The sequence below is a fragment of the Mesorhizobium sp. ISC25 genome (assembly GCF_042295465.1).
GTDB lineage: Bacteria > Pseudomonadota > Alphaproteobacteria > Rhizobiales > Rhizobiaceae > Mesorhizobium.
Genome location: NZ_CP135441.1, coordinates 450,308 through 473,330 on the forward strand (window position 1 = coordinate 450,308; position 23,023 = coordinate 473,330).

Consider the following 23,023-nt stretch of genomic DNA (forward strand, 5'->3'; position numbering starts at 1 on the left):
AGGTGCCGGCCAGCTGGAGGCTGCGGCGCAACGCCGAAGCGATCGTCAAAACCCCTCGGCTAGCGAGGAAACAAAGGGAGGAACGTGCATGAGCATTATGATGAGAAGGACAGTTCTGCGCTCGACCGTCTCGGCGGCCGCGATGGCGCTCGCCGCCGCACTCTCGACCTTGCCGGCGCAGGCGCTCGATGCGCAATGGTGCAAGGATGTCCATATCCGTTTCTTCGCCGGCGGGGCGGAGGGCGATGCGTTCGGCACCATCGTCTATAATGGCGCCAAGCAGGCGGCCGCCGATCTCGGGCCCAAGGTCGACTATATCTTCTCTGGGTGGGACGTGGAGAAGATGGTCCAGCAGTTGCGCGAGGCTGTTGCGGTCAAGCCCCAAGGCATCGCCATGATGGGCCACCCGGGCGACGCCGCCATCATGCCGCTGGCCGAACAGGCGCACAAGGACGGCATCAAGATGATGTACCAGAACGTGCCGGTGCCGACGGTCACGGCGGCGTTCGGCGGCGGCTATGTCGGCGCCCAGCAGGAGCAGCAGGGCCGCGCGCTGGGCGCCGAGGCGTTCAAGCTGGCCGGGCTCAAGGCCGGCGACAAGGCGATCATGATCGGCCCGTTCGAGAACGAGAGCCGCGGCGCGCGCGAACGCGGCACGGTCGCCGCACTGAAAGAGGCCGGCATCGACGTCGTTCAAATCAATTCTCAAACCGAGTGGGCCGCCGACCCTAATCTGGCCATTCCGGTGATCACGGCAGCACTGCTCAACAATCCCGACGTCAAGGCGGTCGGCTATCCCGGCGGGCAGCTGCTGGGCAATGTGCCGACTTACATGCAGGCGGCGGGCAGGAAGCCGGGCGACATCTTCAACTTCGGCTTCGACACCAGCCCGCAGATCGTCGAGGGCTTCAAGGGCGGCTGGGTGCAACTGACGGCCGACCAGCAGCCGTTCATGCAAGGCTACCTACCGATCCTCAGCCTCTGCCAGCAGGTGGTGCTGGGTCTGGCGCCGATGAACGTCGACACCGGCGCCGGCTTCGTCACGCCGCAGAATTACGAGATTGTCGCCGAACTCGCCAAGCAGGCGCTGCGCTGACCTCCCAAGCCGTCGGCCGGGATTTAGCCCGGCCGGCGGGGTCGCTGGCGAAGACGCCGGCACGAAATCAAGCGAGGACCGCCATGGCCGAACGCCTCATCGAACTGCGTGACATCAGCAAGTCCTACGGCCAGGTCTATGCACTTGGCGGCGTCAATCTCAGCGTCGACCGCGGCGAGGTGGTCGGCCTGATCGGCGACAACGGCGCCGGCAAATCGACGCTGATCAAGATCCTCTCCGGCGTGGTCAAGCCGACCAGCGGCGAAATCCTCATTCGCGGCAAACCGGTGACCGGGTGGAGCGCCGCGCGCTCGCGCGACGCCGGCATCGAAACGGTGTTCCAGGACCGGGCGCTCGCCGTGCAGCAGACGATCGTGCGCAACATCTTCATGGGCCGCGAGCTCACCGGCTGGCTTGGCTGGCTGAAGGTCAACAAGGAGATCGCGGAGGCGAGCCGGCTGATGCGCGAGATCGGCTTCACCTCGAAAGTGTTCACGCCGCAGTCGATCGTCGGCCAGCTGTCGGGCGGCGAACGCCAGGGCGTGGCGATCGCCCGCGCCATCTACAAGAAGGCCGACCTGATCGTCCTCGACGAGCCGACGACGGCGCTGTCACTGACCGAAACGGCGAAGGTTTTTCATTTCGTGCGCCAGGTGAGGGCGAGCGGCCGGTCGATCCTGTTCATCGGCCACAACATCCACCACGTCTTCGATATCGCCGACCGCTTCGTCGTGCTCGATCGCGGCAAGGTCGCGCTCAGCGCCGACCGGAGCGAGGTCAAGTCGGCCGAAGACCTCATCAATTTCATGGAAGACGTGGCACACCCCGGCGGACTGGCGGGATTGCACGAGGCCGGGGAGCAGGCAACGCGATGAGCAAGACAATGGAGCCCGATCTGCAAACCCCTCTCGGCAGCAGCGAAGCCGCCCGGAAGGCATGGAAACACCCGTCCGACCACTGGATGCGCGGCTTTGTCCTCGACAATCGCGCTGCACTCGGCACGCTTGCGGTGTTCATCGTGATGATGGCGGTGTTCATGATCGCCAATCCGACGGTCTTCACCAGCTGGTATCTCTATAGTTCCGTGCTGACCACGCTGCCCGTGGCGCTGTTCGTGGTGGTGCCGCTGGTTTTCGTCGTCACCTGCGGCGAGATCGACCTGTCGTTTCCGGCGACGATGGGCTTCGCCTCTTGGGTGTTCGCGCTGGTCGTGCAGGCCGGCTACGACCCGTTCCTCGGCATCGCCGCCGCAATGGTCACCGGCATGCTGCTCGGCTTCCTGGTCGGCTCTCTAGTCGTCTATGGCGGGCTGTCGTCGCTGATCGCCACGCTCGGCATGAATTTCCTGCTGCGCGGCCTGATCCAGATCATCAACGAGGGCAGGTCGACGGCGCTGACCGGCCTTGCGGACAGCTGGGCCTACAAGATCTTCTCCAGCCAGCTTTACGGCATTCCGGTGCAGATATTCTGGGCCATCGGCTTCGTCGTGCTGTCGGCGCTGCTCTACAACCGCCATCGCTTCGGCGCGCAGGTCAAGGTGGTCGGCGACAATCCCGACAGCGCCCAGCAGATGGGCATCGACGTCAAGCGCGTCAGGGTGAAGGTGTTCGTCTTCGTCGGCATCGGCGCGGCAATCGCCGGCACCTTCTCGGTGATGATAAACTTCACCTGGTGGCCGACTGCGGGCGATGGTTATCTGTTGCCGGTGCTGGCATCGGTGTTCGTCGGCGGCACCCCGACCTGGGGTGGCATCGGCACCGTCGTCGGCGGCGCTATCGGCGCGGTCACCGTGTCGTTCATCCAGACCGGCGTCGTGGCGGCGGGCCTCAGCGGCTTTTACGTCCAGTTCTTCAACGGACTAATTATCATCTTGTCGCTGCTTGGCCATAAGTGGAATCAGGCGCGGTATCGGTGACGACCGGCGACCTCAAACTCCCGTGACAAACCCGTCCAGCACGCGTTTCTGGCCGGCCTTGTCGAAGTCGATGGTCAGCTTATTGCCTTCGATTGCCGAGATGTTGCCGTTGCCGAATTTCTGGTGGAAGACGCGATCGCCGACATTGAAGGGGGACGGCGTGTCGGCGACGGATTTGGCGACCAGCTCGCCGTCGATGGTGCGGCCCTTGATCGAGGTGCGGCCGGCACCGTAGCCGGAATCGGTCTCGCCATAGCCGATGCGCTCGACCTGGTGGCCGGAGCGGGTGCCCCAATTGCGGTCGGTCGCTTCGGTGCGGTTGGCCTGAGCGCGCTGCCAGCCCGGTGTCGCATAGGTGCTGGAGAAGGCGCCGGATTTCTCGGCGCCGTTATTGCCGCCTATGTTGTCGAAGCGCGATGCTCCATAGGGGTTCTGCCTGCCTGCACCTTGGCCTCCACGACCGGAGGCGAACGAGCCGCCGCCATAGGCATTGCCGTAGCCGCCATAGGAGTTGCCGCTCTCGGAAACTTCGACATGGGCTTCCGGCAGCTCGTCGAGGAAGCGCGACGGGATGGTCGACTGCCAGAGGCCGTGAATGCGGCGGTTGGAGACGAACCAGATGTGCAGGTTCTTCTTGGCGCGGGTCAGGCCGACATAGGCGAGGCGGCGTTCCTCCTCCAGCCCGGAGCGGCCACCTTCGTCGAGGGAACGCTGGTGCGGGAAAAGGCCTTCCTCCCAGCCGGGCAGGAACACGGTTTCGAATTCGAGGCCCTTGGCCGAATGCAGCGTCATGATGTTGACGGCGTCGAGCTCGGCGTTCTGCTCGGCGTCCATGACGAGTGCGACATGTTCGAGGAAGGAGCGCAGCGATTCGTACTCCTCCATGGAGCGGATCAACTCCTTGAGGTTTTCCAGCCGCCCCGGCGCTTCGACCGAACGGTCGTTCTTCCACATGTCGGTGTAGCCGCTCTCCTCGAGAATGGTCTCGGCGAGCTCGGTGTGCGGCGTGGTTTCCAGCGCCTTCTGCCAGCGCTCGAAATTGGCCGATACCTCGCGCAGGGCCGCGCGCGGCTTCGGCTTCAGCTCGTCGCTCTCGGCGAGTGTTGCCGCCGCTTCCAGCATCGGGATGCGCAGGGCGCGTGCGGTGTCGTGGATCTGGCGGATGGTGGCCTCGCCAAGGCCGCGCTTCGGCACATTGACGATGCGCTCGAAGGCGAGGTCGTCGGCGCCTTGCGCGACGACGCGGAAGAAGGCCAGCGCGTCGCGGATTTCGAGGCGCTCGTAGAAGCGCGGGCCGCCGATGACGCGGTAATTGAGGCCGAGCGTGACGAAGCGGTCCTCGAATTCGCGCATCTGGAAGGACGCGCGGACAAGGATCGCCATATCGTTCAAATTGTGCTTCTGGCGCTGGTAGGCCTCGATGGTCTCGCCGACGGCGCGGGCCTCCTCCTCGGAATCCCAGGCGGCGTGGACATGCACCTTCTCGTCGTCCTCGGCGATCTTTTCGGTGAACAGCGTCTTGCCGAAGCGGCCCTCATTGTGGGCGATGAGGTGCGAGGCGGTGCCGAGGATGTGCGCGGTCGAGCGATAGTTGCGCTCCAGCCGGATGATGGTGGCGCCGGGAAAATCCTTGTCGAAGCGCAGGATGTTGTCGACCTCGGCGCCGCGCCAGCCATAGATCGACTGGTCGTCGTCGCCGACGCAGCAGATGTTAACTTTGCTTTCGCTCACGGCCGCGCGCGAGCTTCGCTCGCTGGCCTCCGCAGGGGCGGCCTGGCCGGCCGACGCCCGGTCGGGCTTGCGGCCTTCGGCCGAAGAGCGCCCAATCTCCCCCCTCGTGGGGGAGATGTCGGCGGAGCCGACAGAGGGGGGCGCTGTCCCGCCGGCGTTTCCGCCAGGACTGTTGGTAGCGTCGCGATCCTTCGCGCCCCCCTCTGTCCTGCCGGACATCTCCCCCACGAGGGGGGAGATTGGCTTGCCTTGCGGCCGCTGTGCCAGCAGGCGCAGCCACATGTACTGGGCGGTGTTGGTGTCCTGGTATTCGTCGACGAGGATGTAGCGGAAGCGCTTGTGGTATTCCTTCAGCACGTCCGGATTGGCGCGGAAGATGCGGATCGGGTGGCACAGGAGGTCGCCGAAGTCGCAGGCGTTCAGCGATTTCAGCCGCTCCTGATAGGCCTTGTAGAGCTCGCGGCCCTTGCCGTTGGCGAAGGCACGGGCATCGCCCTCGGGGATGTCGGCGGGACCGAGGCCCTTGTTCTTCCAGCCGTCGATCATCTGGGCGAACTGCTTGGCCGGCCAGCGCTTGTCGTCCAGCCCTTCGGCCTGGATAAGCTGCTTGATCAGGCGCACGACATCATCGGTGTCGAGAATGGTGAAGTCGGATTTGAGCCCGGCCAGCTCGGCATGTCGGCGCAGCAGCTTGACGCCGATCGAATGGAAGGTGCCGAGCCACGGCATGCCCTCGACATTGCCTTCGCCGATCAACAGGCCGATGCGCTGCTTCATCTCGCGCGCCGCCTTGTTGGTGAAGGTGACTGCGAGGATCTGCGAGGGGAAAGCCTTGCCGGTGGCAAGGATGTGGGCAATGCGCGTGGTGAGCACCCGCGTCTTGCCGGTGCCGGCGCCGGCCAACACCAGCACCGGGCCTTCGGTGGTTTCCACCGCCAGCCGCTGCTCGGGGTTGAGGCCGTTGAGATAATCGGGCGCGTTGTTCTGGTTGCTGCGGGCAGCCATGGCGCGCGCGGCAATGCCCGACGGGGCCACGGGCCGCGCGTTCGGTTCGTCAAAAAAGGGCATATCTTCCGAAAACCCGGACATCTCCCCCCGAATGTAGTGATTCGGCAGCGAAAGGCCAGAAGTGTCTCCGTTTTGTTCTCTGTCCAGTCGGTAGACTCACAATCTGGAATGGGTCCGCTAACCAAAACGCCGGGCTTGCGATGGGCCAGCGCCGTAAAACGCCGAGCTTGCTTGACAGGGGAGGCGGGCCGGAGAAAGTTGCGTGGGGGCAGGAACGCAATGCGGGGTTGCCCATGGACGCGTCGCGGAGCGCACCAGTCGAAGGAGCACCGTCTTGGCTGTGGTCATCACCTCCCTGATCCTTTTCCTCATCGGCCTGGCGGTTGGCGGCGGCGGCATCTGGCTCGTGACGCTGGGCGGCAGCTGGTATTACGTCATCGTCGGTCTAGCTTTCCTTGTCGCGGCCTGGCTGCTCTACAGGCGCAGATCCACGGCGCTGTGGCTCTACGCGGCGATCGTGCTCGGCACGCTCGCCTGGGCGGTCTGGGAGATCGGCTTCGACTGGTGGGAGCTCGGCCCGCGTGGCGGCATCATCGTGCTTGTCGCGCTGTGGCTGTTGACGCCTTGGGCGCGGCGTGGGCTTACCGGTCCCGACGGACGCGCGCCGCTGATCCTCGCCGTGCTGGCCTCGCTTGCTGTCGCCGGCTATTCGATGACGACCGATCCAAAGGATATTGCGGGTGAACTCAACACCGACAAGGTGACGCCGACGGCCGATCTCGGCGGTAACGTGCCAGCTGGCGAATGGCACTATTACGGTCGCACGCAATATGGCCAGCGCTATTCGCCGCTCGACCAGATCACCGCGGAAAACGTTGCCAATCTGCAGCCGGCCTGGACCTATCGCACCGGCGACGTGAAAGGGCCCGACGACATCGCCGAGACGACCTATCAGGTGACGCCGCTGAAGATTGCCGACACGCTCTATATCTGCACGCCGCATAATTTTGCCATCGCCGTAGACGCCGCGAGCGGCAAGGAGAAATGGCGCTTCGATCCGCAGGTCAAGCTCGACAAGGACCGCCAGCACCAGACTTGCCGCGGCGTGTCCTATTATGCCGACGCCAAGATCGCCGCCGGCCAGCCCTGCGCCACACGCATCTACCTGCCGACATCCGACGCCCGGCTGATCGCGCTCGACGCCGCGAATGGCCAGGTCTGCCCCACATTTGCCGAAGGCGGCACGCTGAACCTGCTCGCCAACATGCCATATCCGAAGCCGGGCTATTATTATTCGACCTCGGCGCCGCTGATCGTCGCCAACAAAATTATCGTCGGCGGCGCGGTCAACGACAATTATTCGACGCAGGAGCCATCCGGGGTCATCCGTGCCTATGATGCCGACACCGGCGCGCTGTTGTGGAATTGGGATTCCGGCAATCCTGACCAGACGACGCCGCTGCCGCCGGGCCAGACCTATACCAACAACTCGCCCAACATGTGGTCGACGGCGAGCGCCGACGAGAAGCTCGGGCTGCTTTATGTGCCGCTCGGCAACAAGACGCCGGACCAGCTCGGCGCCGGGCGCAGCGCCAACGACGAAAAATTCTCGTCGTCGATCACCGCGCTCGACCTCAACAGTGGACAATTGCGCTGGGTGCGGCAGACCGTGCATCACGATCTCTGGGACATGGATGTGCCGGCGCAGCCGACGCTGGTCGACATCACCACGGAAAGTGGCGTGGTGCCTGCGCTGGTCGGGCCGACCAAGCAGGGCGACCTTTATGTGCTCGACCGGCGCAGCGGCGAGCCGATCGTTCCGGTCAAGGAACTACCGGCGCCGGGCGGCGCGATCGAAGGCGACCATACCTCGCCGACGCAGCCGCTCTCGGACCTGAGCTTCAGTCCGAAACCGCTGACTGGCGCCGACATGTGGGGCATCACCATGTTCGACCAGCTGGCCTGCCGGATCGAGCTTCGGAAGCTGCGCTATGAGGGCCGCTATACGCCCCCGTCACTGCAGGGCTCGCTGATCTACCCCGGCAATTTCGGCACCTTCAACTGGGGCGGCGTGGCAGTCGATCCGGTCCGGCAGGTGATGTTCGGCATGCCGACATACCTGGCGTTCATCTCCAAACTGGTGCCGCGCGCCGACGTGCCGCCTCCCGGTGACACCAAGGGCAGCGAACAGGGTCTGAACCGCAATGACGGTGCGCCTTACGCAGTCATATTGAAGCCGTTCCTGTCGCCGCTCGGCATTCCCTGCCAGGCGCCGCCCTGGGGCTATGTGGCGGGCGCCGACCTTCGGACCGGCAAGATCGTCTACAAGCATCGCAATGGCACCGTCTACGACATGACGCCGCTGCCGCTGCCATTCAAGGTCGGCGTGCCCGGCATTGGCGGGCCGATGATCACTGCCGGCGGCGTCGCCTTTCTCGGTGCGGCGGTCGACGACTATGTGCGCGCGTATGACCTGACGACCGGCAAACAGCTCTGGCAGGCGCGGCTGCCGGCGGGCGGGCAGTCGACACCGATGACCTACACGGCAGCCGACGGACGCCAGTTCGTCGTCATCGTTGCCGGCGGCCACGGCTCGGTCGGCACCAAGCCGGGCGATTATGTGATGGCCTATACGCTGCCGAAATAGAGAAGTTCCTTCAGAGCCCGAGATGCCCTTTCAGGTCGGGTACCGATGCAAGTACCTCATTGGTCAACTGCGGGCCGGCGGCTGTCTCGGCCTGCTGGACCAGCATGCTGCCGGCCTGGCTGATCTGTGCGAGCGTGAGGCCTGATGCCTTGAGTATGGCGACGCCGTTGATCAGCGCGCCGGTCTTTTCGCCGAGAGCACCGCCGAGCGCGCCCTCCAGCGAGGACAGGAGATCCCCACCGGAAGCCGCGCCGGGAGCCATGACATCATATTGCTTGGCCAGGGCGTCGGCTCCCGGGATTTTGGCGAAGAAGCTCGACAGGGTCGTACCTTCCGCCTCGTGTTCGAGCACCGAGAAAATCGTGCCGGCGATCTTTTCCGTCAAAGCCTGGTTGAGACCGGACTTCTGGGAGACGGTGTTGATGATGTCCTTAACGTCCATGATCTTTCCTCAGGCTTTGGTGTTTGCGGGCGGGTGCCGGTTGGCGCGGACCTTGACCAACGATCGTTTGAAGGCGGTGAAGGCGGTGAACCGCAGCGCCAGCAAAGTCATAGCGGCGAGTGCGAACCCACTTGCCAGAAGCGCGGAGGGAAAGGTCATGGGCGTATTCCTTCGTCGTCAATCAGGCATTCTTTTCCCGCCAAATGGCCATTCTCGTTCGCCAAATGGCCCGAGTGAGGCATAGCTCGGTAACTTCTTTTTACATTGTGGTACGTGCATTTTGCATTGCCACAAAGGACCAAAATTTAATGACAGTGCGGCGCGCGGCATCACGGCCCCCGTGCAGGGACTTTTGGCAGCCTCACTCAGCCGTGACTGGACCAGGCAAGCTTCGGCTCTATGTTGCCGCGGGGGGCCGACGAGGAGCGCGCCATGACAACACCTGCCGGACCCACTGCCGCCGAGCCTGTCATTACCCAGGCGATGATCGATGCCTATGACGAATACACGCATCTGACGCTCGACCGGCGGCGCTTCATGGAGCAATTGACCAGGCTTGCCGGATCGGGTGCGGCAGCGGCCGCGATCGCGCCGCTGCTGGCGGCGAACTCGGCCCAGGCGGCAATCGTGGCGGAAAACGATCCGCGCGTGAAAGGCGAGGACATCAGCTATCCCGGCAGCGGCGGCCAGATGAAGGGCTATCTGGTCAAGCCGGCGGACCAGACCGGCAAACTCGGCACCGTCATCGTCGTGCATGAGAACAGGGGTCTCAACCCGCATATTCGCGATGTGGCGCGGCGCGTTGCGCTGGAAGGGTTCGTAGCGCTCGCACCGGACTTCATGACGCCGCTCGGCGGCACGCCGGCCGATGAAAACAGGGCACGTGACCTGTTTTCCCAGCTCGATCCAGCACAGGTCGCCGCCAATGCGGTCGCAACGGTCGCCTACCTCAAAGGTTACAAGGACGGCAACGGCAAGGTCGGCGCCGTCGGCTTCTGCTGGGGCGGCGGCACGGTGAACATGCTGGCCGTCAACGCGCCGGACCTCGCCGCCGCCGTCGCCTATTATGGCATGCAGCCAAAGGCCGAGGACGTGCCGAAGATCAAGGCCGCGCTCATGCTGCATTATGCCGGGCTCGACACCCGCACCAATGCCGGCATCGACGCCTTCAAGACGGCACTCGACGCGGCCCATGTCGAATACTCGGTCTATGTCTATGAAGGCGCCAACCATGCCTTCAACAACGACACGTCGGCGGCCCGCTACGACAAGAAGGCGGCTGACCTCGCCTGGGGCCGGACCATCGCCTTCCTCAAGGAGAAGCTGGCCTGATCAGGCGGGCGCCGGCGCCGGCTTGTGAAATGCAACGCCGGCCACCACCAGCGCGATGCCGATGCAGTCGGTGAGGCTCGGCACCTGCCGCAGCACAATGACGCCGATCAACGTCGCGGTGACCGGCAGCAAAGACAGCATCAGCGCGAAGCTGGAGCGCGGCAGCCGCGACATGGCGAGCTGGTCGCAAATATAGGGAATGACCGACGAGCATATGCCGACGCCGACCGCCGCAAGCAGCAGCGGCGGCGCCGAGAAAGCCGGCAGCGCATCGGCAAAACCGATCGGCAGTACGACGAGAAGGGCGACCGCCATGGCGGCACCCAGCCCGGCGATGCCATCGCCGGCGCCGGCGCGCGCGACGCGGTGGCCGAGCACGATATAGCCAACGAACAGCGCGCCGTTGAGGAAAGCCCAGAACAGGCCGACGGGATCGCTCGACCATTTGACGTCGATCAGCAGCAAGGTGCCGGCGACGGCGATTGCAAGGGCGGCGAGATTGCGCGGGCTTCTGAGGCCGACAAGCGCGACGCCGATCGTGCCGACGAATTCGATCGCCGCCACCAGCGAGATCGGCAGCCGGTCGAGCGCCAGGTAAAACGAGCAATTCATCACCCCAAGGCAGACGCCGAAAGCCACAAACAACAATCGCGTCGAGCGATCGGCGCGGGCGAAGACCGCCCATGGACGGGTCAATGGGGCAAAGACGAGTGCAGCGGTGGCGATGCGCAGCCAAGCCATGCCGAGCACGCCCACCTGCGGGAACAGCAGCACCGCGAAGGCCGGTCCGAGATAGTGGAACACGGCACTGACGCCGAACCAGAGATGCGGCGGGACCGCGTTTGCCAAGGTAAAGGCGGGGCCGGCGAGTGCCGGACTCGCTGCCGGGGCTTGCGTCCGATTTTGCATAGGATCAGTATCGCAGGCGATTTTTGCCATTGATATGGATGATGGCCGGTCTCTGCGGCTATTTGCTTTCCGAAAGCAAGGAGTATTCCGCTGAAACGCCTTCGAAATGAAAATAGCGATCTGGATCCGGCCGACCTGAAAATCCTGCGCCTGCTGGAGAAGGATGCGCGCACCAGCACCGCCGAGCTGGCGCGGTCGGTCGGCCTGTCGGCGCCGAGCGTTGCCGAGCGCATCAAGCGGCTGCAGGAAAGCGGTGTGATCGAGGGCTATACGGTGCGCATCAATCCGGCCGCGCTGGGCATGAAGCTGTCGGCATGGCTGCGCATCAGGCCGGTGCCGGGGCAACTGGCTGTGGTGGCCGAAATCATCCGCGACCTGCCGGAAATCGCCCAATGCGACCGGGTCACCGGCGAAGACTGTTTCATCGCGCTGGCGCATGTCGGCTCGGTGGCCGAGCTCGAGCGGTTGATCGACCGGATCATTCCGTTCGCGATGACCAATACGGCGATCATCCAGTCGTCGCCGGTGGTGCCGCGATCGCCGCTGGGAGCGGTGAAGCGGCTGCTGTGATGTTCAAGGACGGGGCGATCATTCGTGAGCGGGTAGGCAATAGCCACGGTAGCCCTATCGCGCGGCGGCAGCGGTCGCAAGGAGCGAGCATAAGCCGCAAGACGACGCTTAAGCTCGGGACGCGACACGAAGGGCGCGCAGAGGAAAGTCCGCGTCAACGGCAGCTAGGTCATTCACCAGCATAACGGCGGCTTCGCCTTCTGCATCTGGCACTTCGGCAACCATTGCAGCCAACCAAACCACGCGAGCTGGGACTCGGCGGCCCAGCTCGATGCACCAGACAAATCTTTCATATTGTCCTCGTGGGCCATCAACGGCCGATCGTCGCAATCGCCGTGAAGGGATATTCGCGCCATGTCACACAACGTTGCCAAGTCACGGGAGATACTGGCTAGGTCCGTTCGCGAGACCGCTGCCTCTTCAAGCAGCGCCAGGCAGGCGTGCAGAAAAGCAAGGAGAGCCTGATCCCCGCCACCGGGTGCCGCGACGCGGCGGCGAAGCGCAGCCAGAACGACCGTCAACTCACTGATGCTATGTTTGCTGAAATGCCGGCTCCGGAAGAAGTCAAGTCGACCAGCGATCGCCGCCGCCCATGTCGGCAATCCTGCTTCGATTTCAGACAGCGAGTCATTCGCCATCCCGCATCTCCATTGCTATCCGCCAGCAATCCATATTGGCAGGGAGTAGGCAATGCAATTCACCGACGCAATTCACCGACGCTGTAACCGTCGCGGAACGCGTTGGCGCGATGGGGAGAAGTGCACTGCGGGGCGATGAGGGGCGGCGCAAATATACCAAATGCAAACCGGACGGCCGGTCTGTTTCTTCCCGCACCGTTCAGGCGTGGCCGCGTTTCATCCGCGCCTGCTTAAGGATGGCGCGCCAGCGGATCATGGCGAAGGGGATCGGCTCGTTGTTGTTGGCGATGTGGAAGATCTCGTTGTTGAGGTTCTTCAGCGAGCGCCAGAAATCATAGTCGGTGATGCGTGGATCAGCCGCCAGCCTGTCCGCCTCGACCTTGATGTCGGTTTTCATGCACGTTCCCCGAACCGCTGCTGCTCCGCCGCCCGTATCGCAATTCGATGCGGATGGTTTTCCAACGCCGCGCTGAGTCGTTCAACGTCTCAATTCGGCTTGTTCACGTTAAAACCTCGGTAAGGTTAACGGCGGTTGGACTGCGGTTCAAGCCGGCTTAGACGAATACCGATCGAGCGGCCGGCGCGCTCCGGCATCGGCAGGGCGGCATGGGCGGCACGCATCGCTTCCACCCTGGCCAGGACGTCGGCGGGGAAGGGCGCGACCTTCGGGCCAGCCATGTCGACATGCAATGACAGCGTTTCGGAGGTGGCGGCGAGCCAGCCGTCGAGATGGCGGATTTCCTGATAGGCCCTCAGCCGCTTCTCGTCGTGGTCCAGCAACTGGAACGAGACCGTGACCTTGTGGTCGAGATGCAGCTCCTGGACGTAGCAGACATGGACTTCCGCGGTGTAGATGGTCAGCCGTCGTTCCTTCACATAATCCGGCCCCATCCCCATCATCTCGAAGGCTTCGTCGGAACAACGGTCGAAAAGCACGTTGTAATAGGCCATGTTGAGATGGCCGTTGTAGTCGATCCAGGCCTCCTCGATCTCCATGGCGCGAGAGACGAAAGGGGCGGGAATGGGCATCGGAAACTTCCTTCTCGTCATGCCGGGTTGAGCGTGGACTGGACAGAGCGTGGTTGGTGAGACTACGCATCCCTAGATGCAGAACAAGGGTGGATGCTGGTCCATTCGCGGAGGAATCGATGGCTCTAAGCGACCTCAATCCGGTCGAGCGCAACGAAGAAGGGATTGCCGCCGTACTCGGCATCCTCAAGCAGCGGCTCGGCGAGCGATTCCAGACCGGCCAGGCGATCCGCGCCCAGCACGCGCACACCACGACCTATATTCCGACGCAGGCGCCGGACGGTGTCGCCTTTGCCGAGACGACGGAGGAGGTGCAGGAGATCGTGCGCGCATGCGCCGCGCACCGCGTGCCGGTGATTGCCTTCGGCGTCGGCTCTTCGCTGGAAGGCCACACCAATGCGCCGGGCGGCGGCATCTCACTCGATACGTCACGCATGAACCGCATCATTGCGGTCAATCCGCAGGACCTCGATTGCACCGTCGAGCCCGGCGTGACGCGCGAGGACCTCAACCGGCACCTGCGCGACACCGGCCTGTTCTTTCCGATCGATCCGGGCGCCAACGCCTCGCTCGGCGGCATGGCGGCGACGCGCGCGTCGGGCACCAACGCCGTGCGCTACGGCACGATGCGCGAGAACGTCCTGTCGCTGACCGCGGTGATGGCCGACGGCGAGGCAGTGACGACCGGCAAGCGCGCGAAGAAAAGCTCGGCCGGCTACGATCTGACGCGGCTGCTGATCGGCTCGGAAGGCACGCTTGGCATCATCACACAGCTGACCTTGAAGCTGCAGGGCATTCCGCAGGCGATTTCGGGCGGCGTCTGCCCGTTTCCCAGCGTCGAGGCGGCCTGCAACGCGGTGATCGCGACCATCCAGATGGGCATTCCGGTGGCGCGCATCGAATTGGTCAACGCGCTGCAGATGCGGGCGATGAAGACCTATTCGAAGCTCGATTATCCGGAGAGCCCCTGCCTGTTCGTCGAGTTCCACGGCAGCGATGCCAGCGTCGCCGAACAGGCCGAGACCTTCGGCATGATCGCCGAGGAAAATGGCGGCGGTCCGTTCCTGTGGACCAGCGTCGCCGAAGAGCGGACGAAATTGTGGAAAGCCAGGCACGATGCCTACTGGTCGTCGCTGACGCTGCGGCCGGGCGCCAAGGGCCTGTCGACCGATGTCTGCGTGCCGATCTCGCGCTTTGCCGAATGTGTCACGGAGACCGAAGCGGATATCGCCGAGATGGGGCTGGTCGCGCCGATCGTCGGCCACGCCGGCGACGGCAATTTCCATGTGCTGGTGCTGATGGACGTGGACGATCCGAAGGAGATCGCACTGGCGGAAAAATTCGTGGCGCGGCTCAATATGCGCGCCATCGCCATGGACGGCACCTGCACCGGCGAGCATGGCATAGGGCAAGGCAAGATAGGCTTCCTGCGGCATGAGCTCGGCCATGGCGTCGACATCATGCGCACGATCAAGCAGGCGCTCGATCCGCTGAACATAATGAACCCCGGCAAGATATTGCCGGCCGAATAGTGGAGGAAGATCCAAAATGGTGCCCGGCTTGACCGCACCACCATTTGGATCAAGACTCCAAGGACCTGAGAGGCAGGCAGGCGTCACAGACGGAGGAACGGTGTCATGGCGATTTCACGCAAGGAGGAGGCTCGGGCGCTAAGCGCCGACGAACATGCTCTCGTCGAGAAGTCGCACCATCCAGCAGTGCAGCATCTTGCCGACGCCGAACTCGCCAGCTTGGTCAAGCTCCTAAGGGAGCGGCGCGACAAGGCCCAGACCGAGGCGCATCGCCGCCGCCGCGAAATCCGCGGCAAAGGTGCGCCAAAGGGCGCCGCCGCCTCGAAGGCCGATGGAGGTTCGCAGTTGAAGCTGGCGGTTCTGGCAATGACCATGCGGCGGCTCAATGGCGAGGCCGAACGCCGCCGCCAATTGGCAGCGCGTGTTTCGCTGGTCGAGAATGCACGCAAGGCGCTGTCCATGAAGCAAGGCGCCGCGGCGGACGGTCCCGAGTTCAACACGCGCACCGCGCACAAAGGCATGCGCGCGATCGTGAGCCAGCGGCCTGAGAATCTGATCCGGCCGATGGAACTCGGCCGGCAGCGGCAGGCGGCAAAGGTGGCGCAGGCAAAGCGCGACGCCCGCTGAGTTTTCTTGGCCGCCTTCTTTTGCTCTGGAAGCCTGTCTGGCGGGAATTGCCTCTTTATCGACACGCTGATGCGGGTAGAGTGCGGCTGATTTTCAATCAACCGCTTCGGAGTTCATGCTCGCACGCCTGTTCGTGATCTTCGGTGGGCTTCTCGTGCTGGTGCTGTGTGCGGCGCTGGTGGTGCCGTACTTTGTCGACTGGACGGGTTACCGTGCCGATTTCGAACGCGAGGCCAGTGCCGTTCTGGGGCGCAAGGTGACCGTGCGAGGCGATGCAACGGCAAGGCTGTTGCCGTTCCCCTCGGTGACCTTTTCCAACGTCGCCGTTGCCGGCGGCCCCAACGGCCAGCCGGCGATGACCGTCGAAACCTTTTCGATGGATGCAGAACTCGCGCCATTCCTGCGCGGCGAAGTGCTGATCTTCGACATGCGCTTGGTGCGGCCGAAGGCGATCATCGACATCGCCGCCGACGGCACGGTCGACTGGACGATACGGCCGTCCTCGCCATTCGATCCCGGCCAGATCTCCATCGAGAAGCTGACGGTGACGGAAGGACAGATCGCGCTCAGCCACGCCGCCGGCGGGCGCAGCCATCTTATTTCCGAGATCAACTCAACGATCTCGGCCAAGTCGCTGGCCGGCCCCTGGCGGCTGGACGGTTCGCTGTTGCTGGACGGGTTGCGGACCACGATCGCCGCTTCCACCAGCAAGGCCGAACCGGACGGGCAAATGCGGCTCAGGCTCAAGGCCGATCCGGATGACTATCCGCTGGTCATCGAAACCGACGGCAATGTGGGCCTCGTCGAGGGCGCCGCGGTCTATTCGGGCCAGTTCAAGATATCGGGCGCAGACCGGACTGCGGCGCAGCCGCGCGGCACCAGCGGCGAGGCGCTAAAAGTCAGCGCCGGCAAACCGGACCCGGGCTTCAGGCTGAACGGCAAGTTTTCGCTCGACCACCAGAAGCTCGGCGTCGACGAATTCCGCTTCGAGACCGGACCGCTCGACAATCCCTACACCGCCGATGGCAAGGCTGCGGTCGACCTTGGACTGAAGCCGCATTTCTCGATAGAGGCCAATGGCGCGCAGGTGCAGTTCGATGAGGCCGTGGGGGCGGCGGCCGGTGCCGGATTGACGCTGTCCGAGAGGGTGGCGGCGCTGGAGCAGGCGCTGCTCGATCTGCCGAAGCCGACCATACCGGGCACGGTCGAGGTGAAACTGCCGGCGGTGGTGGCAGGCGACACCACGGTTCGCGACGTGCATCTGTCCGCCGAGCCGGCCGAGGGCGGCTGGGCGGTAAAATCGCTGGCCGCCACGCTACCCGGCCGCGCCAAGCTGGAAGCCAACGGCATGGTCAGCGTCGAGGACCATTTCGGTTTCACCGGATCGCTGCTTCTGGCGGTGGCGCAGCCCTCCGGCTTTGCCGCCTGGCTGTCGAAGGACGTCGACGAGGCGATCCGCCGCTTGCCGGCCGCCGGCTTCAAGGCCAAGGTGGATTTGAGCGAGAAGCACCAGGCCTTCAGCGATCTCGAACTCATCCTCGGCAAGGCAAAGTTCTCCGGCCGCATCGATTCCAGCCAGCCCGACGACACCAGGCCATCGGTGCTGATGCAACTGGAAGGCGGCGAACTCGACGTCGATGGGCTCGCCGCCTTCGCCTCGATCTTCGTCAGCGACAAGGGCGCCAACCGCTTTTCCGACCGTGATCTCGATTTCCGGATCAAGGCCGGGCCGGTCAGCGCCGGCGGCTTGACCGCCGGTAGCGTCGACACCGCGCTTAGATTGCGCGATGGGCTGCTTGAGATCGACCGACTGTCGGTCGGCGGACTTGCCGGCGCCTCGATCAGCGCTACCGGCCGGATCAAGGATTTCCCGGCGAGCCCGACCGGCAAGCTCGACGCCTCGGTGGTCGCCGTCGACCTCAAGCCGCTGATCGACGTCGCCGTCCAGCATTATCCGGACAACGCGGTGCTGAGGGGGCTGGCGGAGCGTGCCGCGGCCTATCCCGAGCTGTTCCAGGATGCGCGTATCGACGCGGTCACGAGTGCGGCAGACAATGGCGATGGTACGACCGGACTGGCAATGAGCGCACAGGGCAAGGCCGGTGGTTCGGCCTTTTCGGCGTCATTGTCCGGCAAAGGGGCGCTCGACCGGCCTCTCGAAGCGCCGGTGACGTTGACCTTCAACGCAAGGAACGCCGACGCCACCGCGCTTCTGGCGCTTTACGGTCTGCCGGCGCTGCCACTCGGCATGCTTGGCGAGGCGACCACCGACGTCTCGGCCAAAGGCACGCTTGGCGGCGGCCTGGCGACACGATTCAGCCTCGCCGGCAATGACTTCAAAGCTGGTTTCGACGGGACAATTGCCGACACGCCTCAGGGCGCGGCAGCCAAGGGCAAGGTCAGCCTTGAAACGGCCGACATCGAGCCATGGCTGATGACGACCGGCGTCGGCCTGCCCGGCATGGGGACCGGCATGTCGACGTCGCTTGCTGCCGATGCCGACTACGGCAACGGTCTCTTGGTGCTGAGCGGCCTCAGCGGCACCGTCAATGAAGCGGCGGTTTCCGGTGACGTAAATATCGACGTCAAAGAGGGGCTGCCGCATCTTGCCGGCGCGCTGTCGCTGGACGAGTTGGACCTCGATCCGATGGCGGTGATGCTGTTCGGTGACCAGGCCTTCCTTGTCAATGACGGGGCCTGGCCGACGGCACCGTTCAGCCAGAAATCCAGTTTGCCATTTACCGCCGATCTCGATCTGACGGCGGCGTCGCTTGCCGCCGGCCCGCTTGCCACCGCCTATGACGCTGCGCTGTCGCTGCAGCTCGACCAGGAGGGTATCCGCGTTTCCGACCTCAAGGCAAAGTTCCTCGGCGGCGAGTTGAGTGGCCTGTTCGAGCTCAAGAACAATGACGGCACCGGGCTTTTCTCCGGTCAGATGAAACTCGCCGGCGCCGATCTGGTAGCCGTACTGCCGGAGGCCGGCATCAGCGGAAGCGGCGAGTTCTCGACGGCGCTTTCGACCAGCGGCAAATCGGTCGACGCGATGGTTGCGGCGCTGTCCGGTTCCGGCACGGCAACGCTCAAGGGCATGACTATTGCCGGCTTCAATCCCGATGCCTTTGGCGCATTCATCGCCAAGGCCGATGCGATAGGGCGCGATATCGACGCCTCGAAGACTGCCGGCTTCGTGCCGCAGATCGCCGCGGCGGGCAGTTTTCCGGCGCAGGACACCGATATTGCCTTCACCATCGCCGGCGGCACGCTGAGGGCGCCGCCGGTCAAATTCGAAAGCCCGGGCGCGACGCTGTCCGCCGACATCACCGCCGATCTGAACACCAGCACCGTCGATGCCAAGGGCGAGATCGCCTATCGACCCGGCGATGAGGCGCTGGTCGGCTCCGAACCGATTTTGAATTTCAGCGTCGACGGTCCGTTCGGCGCCACCAAACGGCAGTTCGACAGCGAGCCGCTGGCACAGTTCCTGACCCAGCGTGCGCTGGAAAAGGAGCAGCAGCGGGTCGAAGCCATGCAAGCCGCACTGCTCGAGAAACAAAGATTGCGGCGTGAGGTGCGCTACTACGCTGCCCTGCAAACTGAGCGTGAAAGAGCGGCGGAGGAACTGCGCAGGCAACAGGAAGCAGCGCGGCTGAAGGCCGAGGCCGACGCCAAGGCAAAGGCCGAAGCTGAGGCGCAGGCCCAAGCCGAAGCGGAGGCGAGGGCGCAGGCTGAAGCCAAGGCGAAGGCTGAAGCCGAGGCGAAGGCGCAAGCTGAGGCCAAGGCGCAAGCTGAAGCCGAGGCGAAGGCCGAAGCGGAGGCGAGGGCGCAAGCTGAGGCCAAGGCGCAAGCTGAAGCCGAGGCGAAGGCGCAAGCTGAGGCCAAGGCGAAAGCTGAAGCCGAGGCGAAGGCCGAAGCCGAGGCCAGGGCGAAGGCTGAAGCGGACGCCAAGGCAAAGGCGGATGCAGCGGCGAAGGCCGAAGCCGAGGCCAGGGCGAAAGCCGAGGCGGCTGCAAAGGCCAAAGCGGATGCCGAAGCCAAAGCCAAGGCGGCGCAACAGGCTGCCGAGGAAGCAGCGCAGGCCGAAGAACAGCAACGCCAGAGGGCGGAAGAGGCGTTGCGGATCGCCTCGGAGGAAAAGGCAAAGCTCGACGCCGAACGCAAGGCCGCGGCGGAGCAAGCGCAGAAGATGGAGCGTGAGGCTCGGCCTGCAACCGATGACAATCAGTCGCCAGCGGAACCCGCGCCAAAACCCCAGATCGATCCCTCATCGATCGACAATTTGCTGAAGTCGCTGGAGGGAGGTTAGAGCGAACCCGTCATCCGGCGCTTGGCCCAATCCAGCACATAGAGCCGGAGTGCCGAGGAGAGATTGGCATCGCGCGGGCGGCTCTCGTCGATCTCGGCGACAAGCGCGGCGAGCGTCAGCTTTCGCACGGCCGCAATAGCGACCAGGTCGTCGTAAAAAGGCTTTTCGAGCGAATAGCTGGTGCGATGGCCGCGAATGGTGACCGAGCGCTTTTCGACCGGGCTCACGCGACGATCCTATTCACATTCAAGCATCGGATTTGTCCGAATCGCCGGATTTTTCGCGGCGATGGCCCGCGACGAATTTGTCGGCCTTGTCGGCGATCAGGCGGTCGCTATCCCGGCTGGTTTTGGAACGGCCATGCAGCGCCCGGTTCTGTTCGGCCAGGCGCTCCTTCTCGGCTCGCGCCTTCTGCTTGCGTGCCTGACGGAGATTGACGATCTCGGCCATGTCACGCCGCCTGTCGGGTCACTTCTTGCGGAAGGCGTCGAGCGACACCACGTCGGCGCCCTTGGCACCGGCGTCGGCCGCGGCAGGCTTCTTTTCCGCCTCGGCGGCTTTCTTCTTCGTCTCGGGCTTTTTCTCGGCGACGATGGCCAGCGGCTCGGGAGCAGGCTTGGCCTTTGTCTCCTGTTCAGCCGGGGTATCCGTCTTGACGTCGAATTCGAGCTCGAAGTTGACGGACGGGTCGTAAAAGCCGCGCACGGCCGAGAACGGGATTTCCAGTTTCTCCGGCACGTCGGAAAACGACAGCCCGACCTCGAATCCGGTGTCGCTCACCTTCAGGTCCCAATACTGGAACTGAATAACGATGGTCATTTGTTCGGGATAGCGCTCGCGCAGCCGCGACGACACACGCACGCCCGGCGCGCCGGTGAGAAAGGTGATGAAGAAGTGATGGTTGCCCGGGAGACCGGTGCGCGCGACCTCGGCCAGGACCTTGCGCATGACGCCGCGCAACGCCTCCTGGGCCAGAATGTCGTAGCGGATGTGGTCGTCGGCCATGTGGCTGTCGGGTTCCGTTGAATCGTCCTGATAGCTGTAATCAAGCTTGAGCGCGGCGTAAACCGGATATAGATCGCCAGCGTGCGGAAGCGAAGCCCATTGGCGACGATTTGATCGTCAAACGGATTTGATCCTCAGGCGTTGGCGAGCGCGCCCGGTTTGCTTGCTCGGGCCACAGGCTGCCGCTTGCCGAAGGCGCGCAGGAAGGTGCGCACGCCATTTGTCGCCGATTGCACCACCTCGTCCTCGGTCGGTGTGCCGCCGAGCATGAACGTCGTCTGCAACTCGGCATTCGCAAGCGCCATGAACTGGCGCGCTGCGACATCGGGATCGTCGATGTCAAGGAAGCCAGCATGAGCGAGGCGGGCGAAACGGGCGGCGATCGCCGGCCACGTCCTGCCCGGTCCTTCTTCGCGCCATTCGGCGAACAACTCGGGATAGCGCCCGCCCTCGGTCTGGATCAGCTTGCGCAGGAATTTGCCGTCGCGGTTGCAGATGCAGTTGTGGTTCATCCGCACAGCAAAGGCGATGAGGTCGGCCTCGAGATCCTTCGGCTGATCGGGAAAAGTGGAAATCGTGGCAAAGATGCCGGCATTGCAACGTTCGGTGAGGTCGCGGACGATGGCAACGAAGAGTTTTTCCTTGTCGCCGTGATGATTGTAGATGGTCTGGCGGGAGACGCCGGCCTCGGCGGCAATCATGTCGATATTGGCACCGGCGAAGCTTTCGCGGCAGAAGACCGAGGCGGCGGCGTCGACAATCGACATCCGCTTGGCCTCATGGCCCCGCGGCGGGAAAATGTCAGGAGAAACGTTGGCCTTCATGCAAAACTATATAGAGGTGGTTGACGAATTAGACAAGCCTGTCTAAATTTGTGGACTTGCACGAAGGGGGTTTCGTTCCGCAGAGGAGTCGGAACTCCACGGGATGGAACGTCCTAGGGTTACACGCCGGTCCTCGGCGGCAACCAGAATTCGAAAGAGCCTGCTATCATGAATGCCAAATTCCTCCGCATTGCGGTCGTGCTCGGCCTATTGTCCGCCATCGGCCCGTTTGCCATCGACATGTATCTTCCGGCCCTGCCTTCAATCGGCGAGGATCTGCATGCCGGCACTGCCGCGGTGCAGATGAGCCTGCTGATCTTCTTTCTTTCCATGGGCTTCGGCCAGATCGTCGTCGGACCGATCTCCGACATGGTCGGCCGCAAGATGCCGCTCTACGGCGGCCTGGCGCTGTTCATGGTCGGCGGCGTCGGCTCGGCGCTGGCTCCCTCGATCGAATGGCTGATCGCCTTCCGCTTCCTGCAAGGGCTCGGCGCCAGCGCCGGCATGGCCGTGCCGCGCGCGATCGTGCGCGATCTGCATACCGGCACCGAGGCCGCCAAGTTGATGTCACTGCTGATGCTGGTGTTTTCGGTGTCGCCGATCCTGGCACCGCTGACCGGTAGCCAGATCATCGAGAATTTCGGCTGGCGCGCCGTGTTCTGGACGGTGACGGGCGCGGCCGTGCTCGCCACCATCCTGCTGGCGACCTCGCTCAAGGAGACACGGCCGGTCGAGGAGCGCGCCGGGTCGTCCTTCGGGACGGCACTTTCCGGCTACCGCTTCCTGATGGGCGACCGCAACTTCCTTGGCCTGACGGCCATCGCCGGCTTCGGCATTGCGAGCTTCTTCGTCTATCTGTCGAGCTCGTCCTTCATCCTGATCGACCATTATGGCCTGTCGCCTTCGGTTTACAGCGTGTTCTTCTCGATCAATGCGGTTGCCTTTATCGGCATGTCGCAGCTGACCGGGTTGCTATCGGAGCGGTTCGGGCTGCAGCGCGTGGTGCGCGTCGCGGTGACCGGCTATGCGACGACGATGGTGGTGCTGTTCGCGGTGATGGCATCGGGTGTCGACCGGCTCGACGTGATGGCGGCTCTGCTGTTCATCGGCTACGGCTTTCTCGGTCTGGTCATCCCGACGACGTCTGTGCTGGCTATGGAAGAGCATGGCGAGATCGCCGGCACGGCGTCGGCGCTGATGGGCACGCTGCACTTCGCCATCGGCGCGGTCGCCATGGGCGTCGCCGGTGCGTTTTTCGACGGCACGCCGCTGCCGATGGTGGCGGGCATCACGCTCTGCGCGGCGATCTCCTTCACGCTGGCCAAAATAACGCTCGGCCGCAGCCGGGACGTTGCGGAAGCGCCGGCGGAGTAAGCTTCACCTATTGAGACAAAAAAGGCCGGGCGATGTTCCCG

General features: G+C 64.1%; 21 protein-coding genes. 10 read left to right on the forward strand and 11 right to left on the reverse strand.

Annotation, left to right across the window (positions count from 1 at the left end; genetic code table 11):
• Positions 1-88: 88 nt before the first annotated feature.
• The 3 genes from RQ479_RS02280 to RQ479_RS02290 all read left to right on the forward strand — a co-directional run bounded on the left by RQ479_RS02280 (position 89) and on the right by RQ479_RS02290 (position 3,011).
• Entirely contained in the window at positions 89-1,096 is a 1,008-nt protein-coding gene (locus tag RQ479_RS02280; protein WP_292664858.1) for a substrate-binding domain-containing protein, read from the forward strand.
• An 83-nt stretch (positions 1,097-1,179) separates the two neighbouring features.
• Positions 1,180-1,971: an ATP-binding cassette domain-containing protein gene (locus RQ479_RS02285; protein WP_352465107.1), complete on the forward strand. Its 792-nt coding sequence runs from the start codon at positions 1,180-1,182 to the stop codon at positions 1,969-1,971.
• Positions 1,968-3,011 carry an ABC transporter permease gene (locus RQ479_RS02290; RefSeq protein WP_376703967.1) on the forward strand — a complete coding sequence of 348 codons (1,044 nt, stop codon included), beginning with the start codon at positions 1,968-1,970 and terminating at the stop codon, positions 3,009-3,011. The genes RQ479_RS02285 and RQ479_RS02290 overlap by 4 nt, the downstream gene beginning before the upstream one ends.
• A 12-nt stretch (positions 3,012-3,023) precedes the next feature.
• On the opposite strand, the gene RQ479_RS02295 is transcribed toward RQ479_RS02290, so the two are convergent.
• A complete protein-coding gene (locus tag RQ479_RS02295) occupies positions 3,024-5,831 on the reverse strand; it encodes an ATP-dependent helicase (protein ID WP_376703968.1) in 2,808 nt (935 codons plus the stop codon).
• 253 nt (positions 5,832-6,084) lie between these two features.
• Here RQ479_RS02295 and RQ479_RS02300 point away from each other — a divergent pair, with 253 nt between their 5' ends.
• Positions 6,085-8,397 (forward strand): glucose/quinate/shikimate family membrane-bound PQQ-dependent dehydrogenase, encoded by a 2,313-nt coding sequence (locus RQ479_RS02300; protein WP_376703969.1) that lies wholly within the window; start codon positions 6,085-6,087, stop codon positions 8,395-8,397.
• A gap of 10 nt (positions 8,398-8,407) precedes the next feature.
• Here the strand turns inward: RQ479_RS02300 and RQ479_RS02305 are convergent, their stop codons facing one another.
• Both RQ479_RS02305 and RQ479_RS02310 read right to left on the reverse strand, forming a co-directional pair.
• Positions 8,408-8,839: a hypothetical protein gene (locus RQ479_RS02305; RefSeq protein ID WP_376703970.1), complete on the reverse strand. Its 432-nt coding sequence runs from the start codon at positions 8,837-8,839 to the stop codon at positions 8,408-8,410.
• A gap of 9 nt (positions 8,840-8,848) precedes the next feature.
• Positions 8,849-8,998 carry a hypothetical protein gene (locus RQ479_RS02310; RefSeq protein ID WP_376703971.1) on the reverse strand — a complete coding sequence of 50 codons (150 nt, stop codon included), beginning with the start codon at positions 8,996-8,998 and terminating at the stop codon, positions 8,849-8,851.
• Positions 8,999-9,271: 273 nt separating this feature from the next.
• Between RQ479_RS02310 and RQ479_RS02315 the strand changes: the two genes are divergently transcribed.
• On the forward strand, positions 9,272-10,171 hold the full coding sequence (locus tag RQ479_RS02315; protein WP_376703972.1) for a dienelactone hydrolase family protein: 900 nt from the start codon (positions 9,272-9,274) through the stop codon (positions 10,169-10,171).
• Here the strand turns inward: RQ479_RS02315 and RQ479_RS02320 are convergent, their stop codons facing one another.
• Positions 10,172-11,080 carry a DMT family transporter gene (locus tag RQ479_RS02320; RefSeq protein ID WP_376703973.1) on the reverse strand — a complete coding sequence of 303 codons (909 nt, stop codon included), beginning with the start codon at positions 11,078-11,080 and terminating at the stop codon, positions 10,172-10,174.
• Positions 11,081-11,170: 90 nt separating this feature from the next.
• On the opposite strand from RQ479_RS02320, the gene RQ479_RS02325 reads away from it, so the two are divergent.
• On the forward strand, positions 11,171-11,650 hold the full coding sequence (locus RQ479_RS02325) for an Lrp/AsnC family transcriptional regulator (protein ID WP_376705849.1): 480 nt from the start codon (positions 11,171-11,173) through the stop codon (positions 11,648-11,650).
• A 173-nt stretch (positions 11,651-11,823) separates the two neighbouring features.
• On the opposite strand, the gene RQ479_RS02330 is transcribed toward RQ479_RS02325, so the two are convergent.
• From RQ479_RS02330 to RQ479_RS02340, 3 genes are all read right to left on the reverse strand, one after another.
• Positions 11,824-12,288 carry a hypothetical protein gene (locus RQ479_RS02330; protein WP_376703974.1) on the reverse strand — a complete coding sequence of 155 codons (465 nt, stop codon included), beginning with the start codon at positions 12,286-12,288 and terminating at the stop codon, positions 11,824-11,826.
• 199 nt (positions 12,289-12,487) lie between these two features.
• Positions 12,488-12,685 carry a hypothetical protein gene (locus tag RQ479_RS02335; RefSeq protein WP_023676715.1) on the reverse strand — a complete coding sequence of 66 codons (198 nt, stop codon included), beginning with the start codon at positions 12,683-12,685 and terminating at the stop codon, positions 12,488-12,490.
• Positions 12,686-12,810: 125 nt separating this feature from the next.
• A complete protein-coding gene (locus RQ479_RS02340; RefSeq protein ID WP_376703975.1) occupies positions 12,811-13,317 on the reverse strand; it encodes a thioesterase family protein in 507 nt (168 codons plus the stop codon).
• Positions 13,318-13,436: 119 nt separating this feature from the next.
• Between RQ479_RS02340 and RQ479_RS02345 the strand changes: the two genes are divergently transcribed.
• From RQ479_RS02345 to RQ479_RS02355, 3 genes are all read left to right on the forward strand, one after another.
• Positions 13,437-14,849 (forward strand): FAD-binding oxidoreductase, encoded by a 1,413-nt coding sequence (locus tag RQ479_RS02345; protein WP_376703976.1) that lies wholly within the window; start codon positions 13,437-13,439, stop codon positions 14,847-14,849.
• A gap of 105 nt (positions 14,850-14,954) precedes the next feature.
• Positions 14,955-15,476, forward strand: coding sequence for a hypothetical protein (locus RQ479_RS02350; protein ID WP_376703977.1), 522 nt, complete (start codon positions 14,955-14,957; stop codon positions 15,474-15,476).
• 115 nt (positions 15,477-15,591) lie between these two features.
• Positions 15,592-19,779, forward strand: a complete 4,188-nt coding sequence (locus RQ479_RS02355) for an AsmA-like C-terminal region-containing protein (RefSeq protein ID WP_376703978.1) — start codon at positions 15,592-15,594, stop codon at positions 19,777-19,779.
• On the opposite strand, the gene RQ479_RS02360 is transcribed toward RQ479_RS02355, so the two are convergent.
• The 4 genes from RQ479_RS02360 to RQ479_RS02375 all read right to left on the reverse strand — a co-directional run bounded on the left by RQ479_RS02360 (position 19,776) and on the right by RQ479_RS02375 (position 21,608).
• A complete protein-coding gene (locus tag RQ479_RS02360; RefSeq protein ID WP_352466940.1) occupies positions 19,776-20,006 on the reverse strand; it encodes a ribbon-helix-helix domain-containing protein in 231 nt (76 codons plus the stop codon). The genes RQ479_RS02355 and RQ479_RS02360 overlap by 4 nt on opposite strands.
• 19 nt (positions 20,007-20,025) lie before the next feature.
• Positions 20,026-20,229, reverse strand: a complete 204-nt coding sequence (locus RQ479_RS02365) for a DUF4169 family protein (protein ID WP_352466939.1) — start codon at positions 20,227-20,229, stop codon at positions 20,026-20,028.
• A gap of 18 nt (positions 20,230-20,247) precedes the next feature.
• Entirely contained in the window at positions 20,248-20,784 is a 537-nt protein-coding gene (locus RQ479_RS02370) for an SspB family protein (protein ID WP_352466938.1), read from the reverse strand.
• Between the two features lie 134 nt (positions 20,785-20,918).
• Positions 20,919-21,608: a TetR/AcrR family transcriptional regulator gene (locus RQ479_RS02375; RefSeq protein ID WP_352516820.1), complete on the reverse strand. Its 690-nt coding sequence runs from the start codon at positions 21,606-21,608 to the stop codon at positions 20,919-20,921.
• Positions 21,609-21,776: 168 nt separating this feature from the next.
• Between RQ479_RS02375 and RQ479_RS02380 the strand changes: the two genes are divergently transcribed.
• Complete coding sequence (locus tag RQ479_RS02380) at positions 21,777-22,982, forward strand: multidrug effflux MFS transporter (protein ID WP_376703979.1); 1,206 nt, start codon at positions 21,777-21,779, stop codon at positions 22,980-22,982.
• The last annotated feature ends 41 nt before the right edge of the window (positions 22,983-23,023 follow it).

Bases quoted from the DNA above. Each gene is read 5' to 3' on its own strand.
- RQ479_RS02280 (WP_292664858.1), top strand. From the start codon at position 89: ATGAGCATTATGATGAGAAGGACAGTTCTGCGCTCGACCGTCTCGGCG.
- RQ479_RS02285 (WP_352465107.1), top strand. From the start codon at position 1,180: ATGGCCGAACGCCTCATCGAACTGCGTGACATCAGCAAGTCCTACGGC.
- RQ479_RS02290 (WP_376703967.1), top strand. From the start codon at position 1,968: ATGAGCAAGACAATGGAGCCCGATCTGCAAACCCCTCTCGGCAGCAGC.
- RQ479_RS02295 (WP_376703968.1), bottom strand. From the start codon at position 5,831: ATGTCCGGGTTTTCGGAAGATATGCCCTTTTTTGACGAACCGAACGCG.
- RQ479_RS02305 (WP_376703970.1), bottom strand. From the start codon at position 8,839: ATGGACGTTAAGGACATCATCAACACCGTCTCCCAGAAGTCCGGTCTC.
- RQ479_RS02310 (WP_376703971.1), bottom strand. From the start codon at position 8,998: ATGACCTTTCCCTCCGCGCTTCTGGCAAGTGGGTTCGCACTCGCCGCT.
- RQ479_RS02315 (WP_376703972.1), top strand. From the start codon at position 9,272: ATGACAACACCTGCCGGACCCACTGCCGCCGAGCCTGTCATTACCCAG.
- RQ479_RS02320 (WP_376703973.1), bottom strand. From the start codon at position 11,080: ATGCAAAATCGGACGCAAGCCCCGGCAGCGAGTCCGGCACTCGCCGGC.
- RQ479_RS02330 (WP_376703974.1), bottom strand. From the start codon at position 12,288: ATGGCGAATGACTCGCTGTCTGAAATCGAAGCAGGATTGCCGACATGG.
- RQ479_RS02335 (WP_023676715.1), bottom strand. From the start codon at position 12,685: ATGAAAACCGACATCAAGGTCGAGGCGGACAGGCTGGCGGCTGATCCA.
- RQ479_RS02340 (WP_376703975.1), bottom strand. From the start codon at position 13,317: ATGCCCATTCCCGCCCCTTTCGTCTCTCGCGCCATGGAGATCGAGGAG.
- RQ479_RS02345 (WP_376703976.1), top strand. From the start codon at position 13,437: ATGGCTCTAAGCGACCTCAATCCGGTCGAGCGCAACGAAGAAGGGATT.
- RQ479_RS02350 (WP_376703977.1), top strand. From the start codon at position 14,955: ATGGCGATTTCACGCAAGGAGGAGGCTCGGGCGCTAAGCGCCGACGAA.
- RQ479_RS02355 (WP_376703978.1), top strand. From the start codon at position 15,592: ATGCTCGCACGCCTGTTCGTGATCTTCGGTGGGCTTCTCGTGCTGGTG.
- RQ479_RS02365 (WP_352466939.1), bottom strand. From the start codon at position 20,229: ATGGCCGAGATCGTCAATCTCCGTCAGGCACGCAAGCAGAAGGCGCGA.
- RQ479_RS02370 (WP_352466938.1), bottom strand. From the start codon at position 20,784: ATGGCCGACGACCACATCCGCTACGACATTCTGGCCCAGGAGGCGTTG.
- RQ479_RS02375 (WP_352516820.1), bottom strand. From the start codon at position 21,608: ATGAAGGCCAACGTTTCTCCTGACATTTTCCCGCCGCGGGGCCATGAG.
- RQ479_RS02380 (WP_376703979.1), top strand. From the start codon at position 21,777: ATGAATGCCAAATTCCTCCGCATTGCGGTCGTGCTCGGCCTATTGTCC.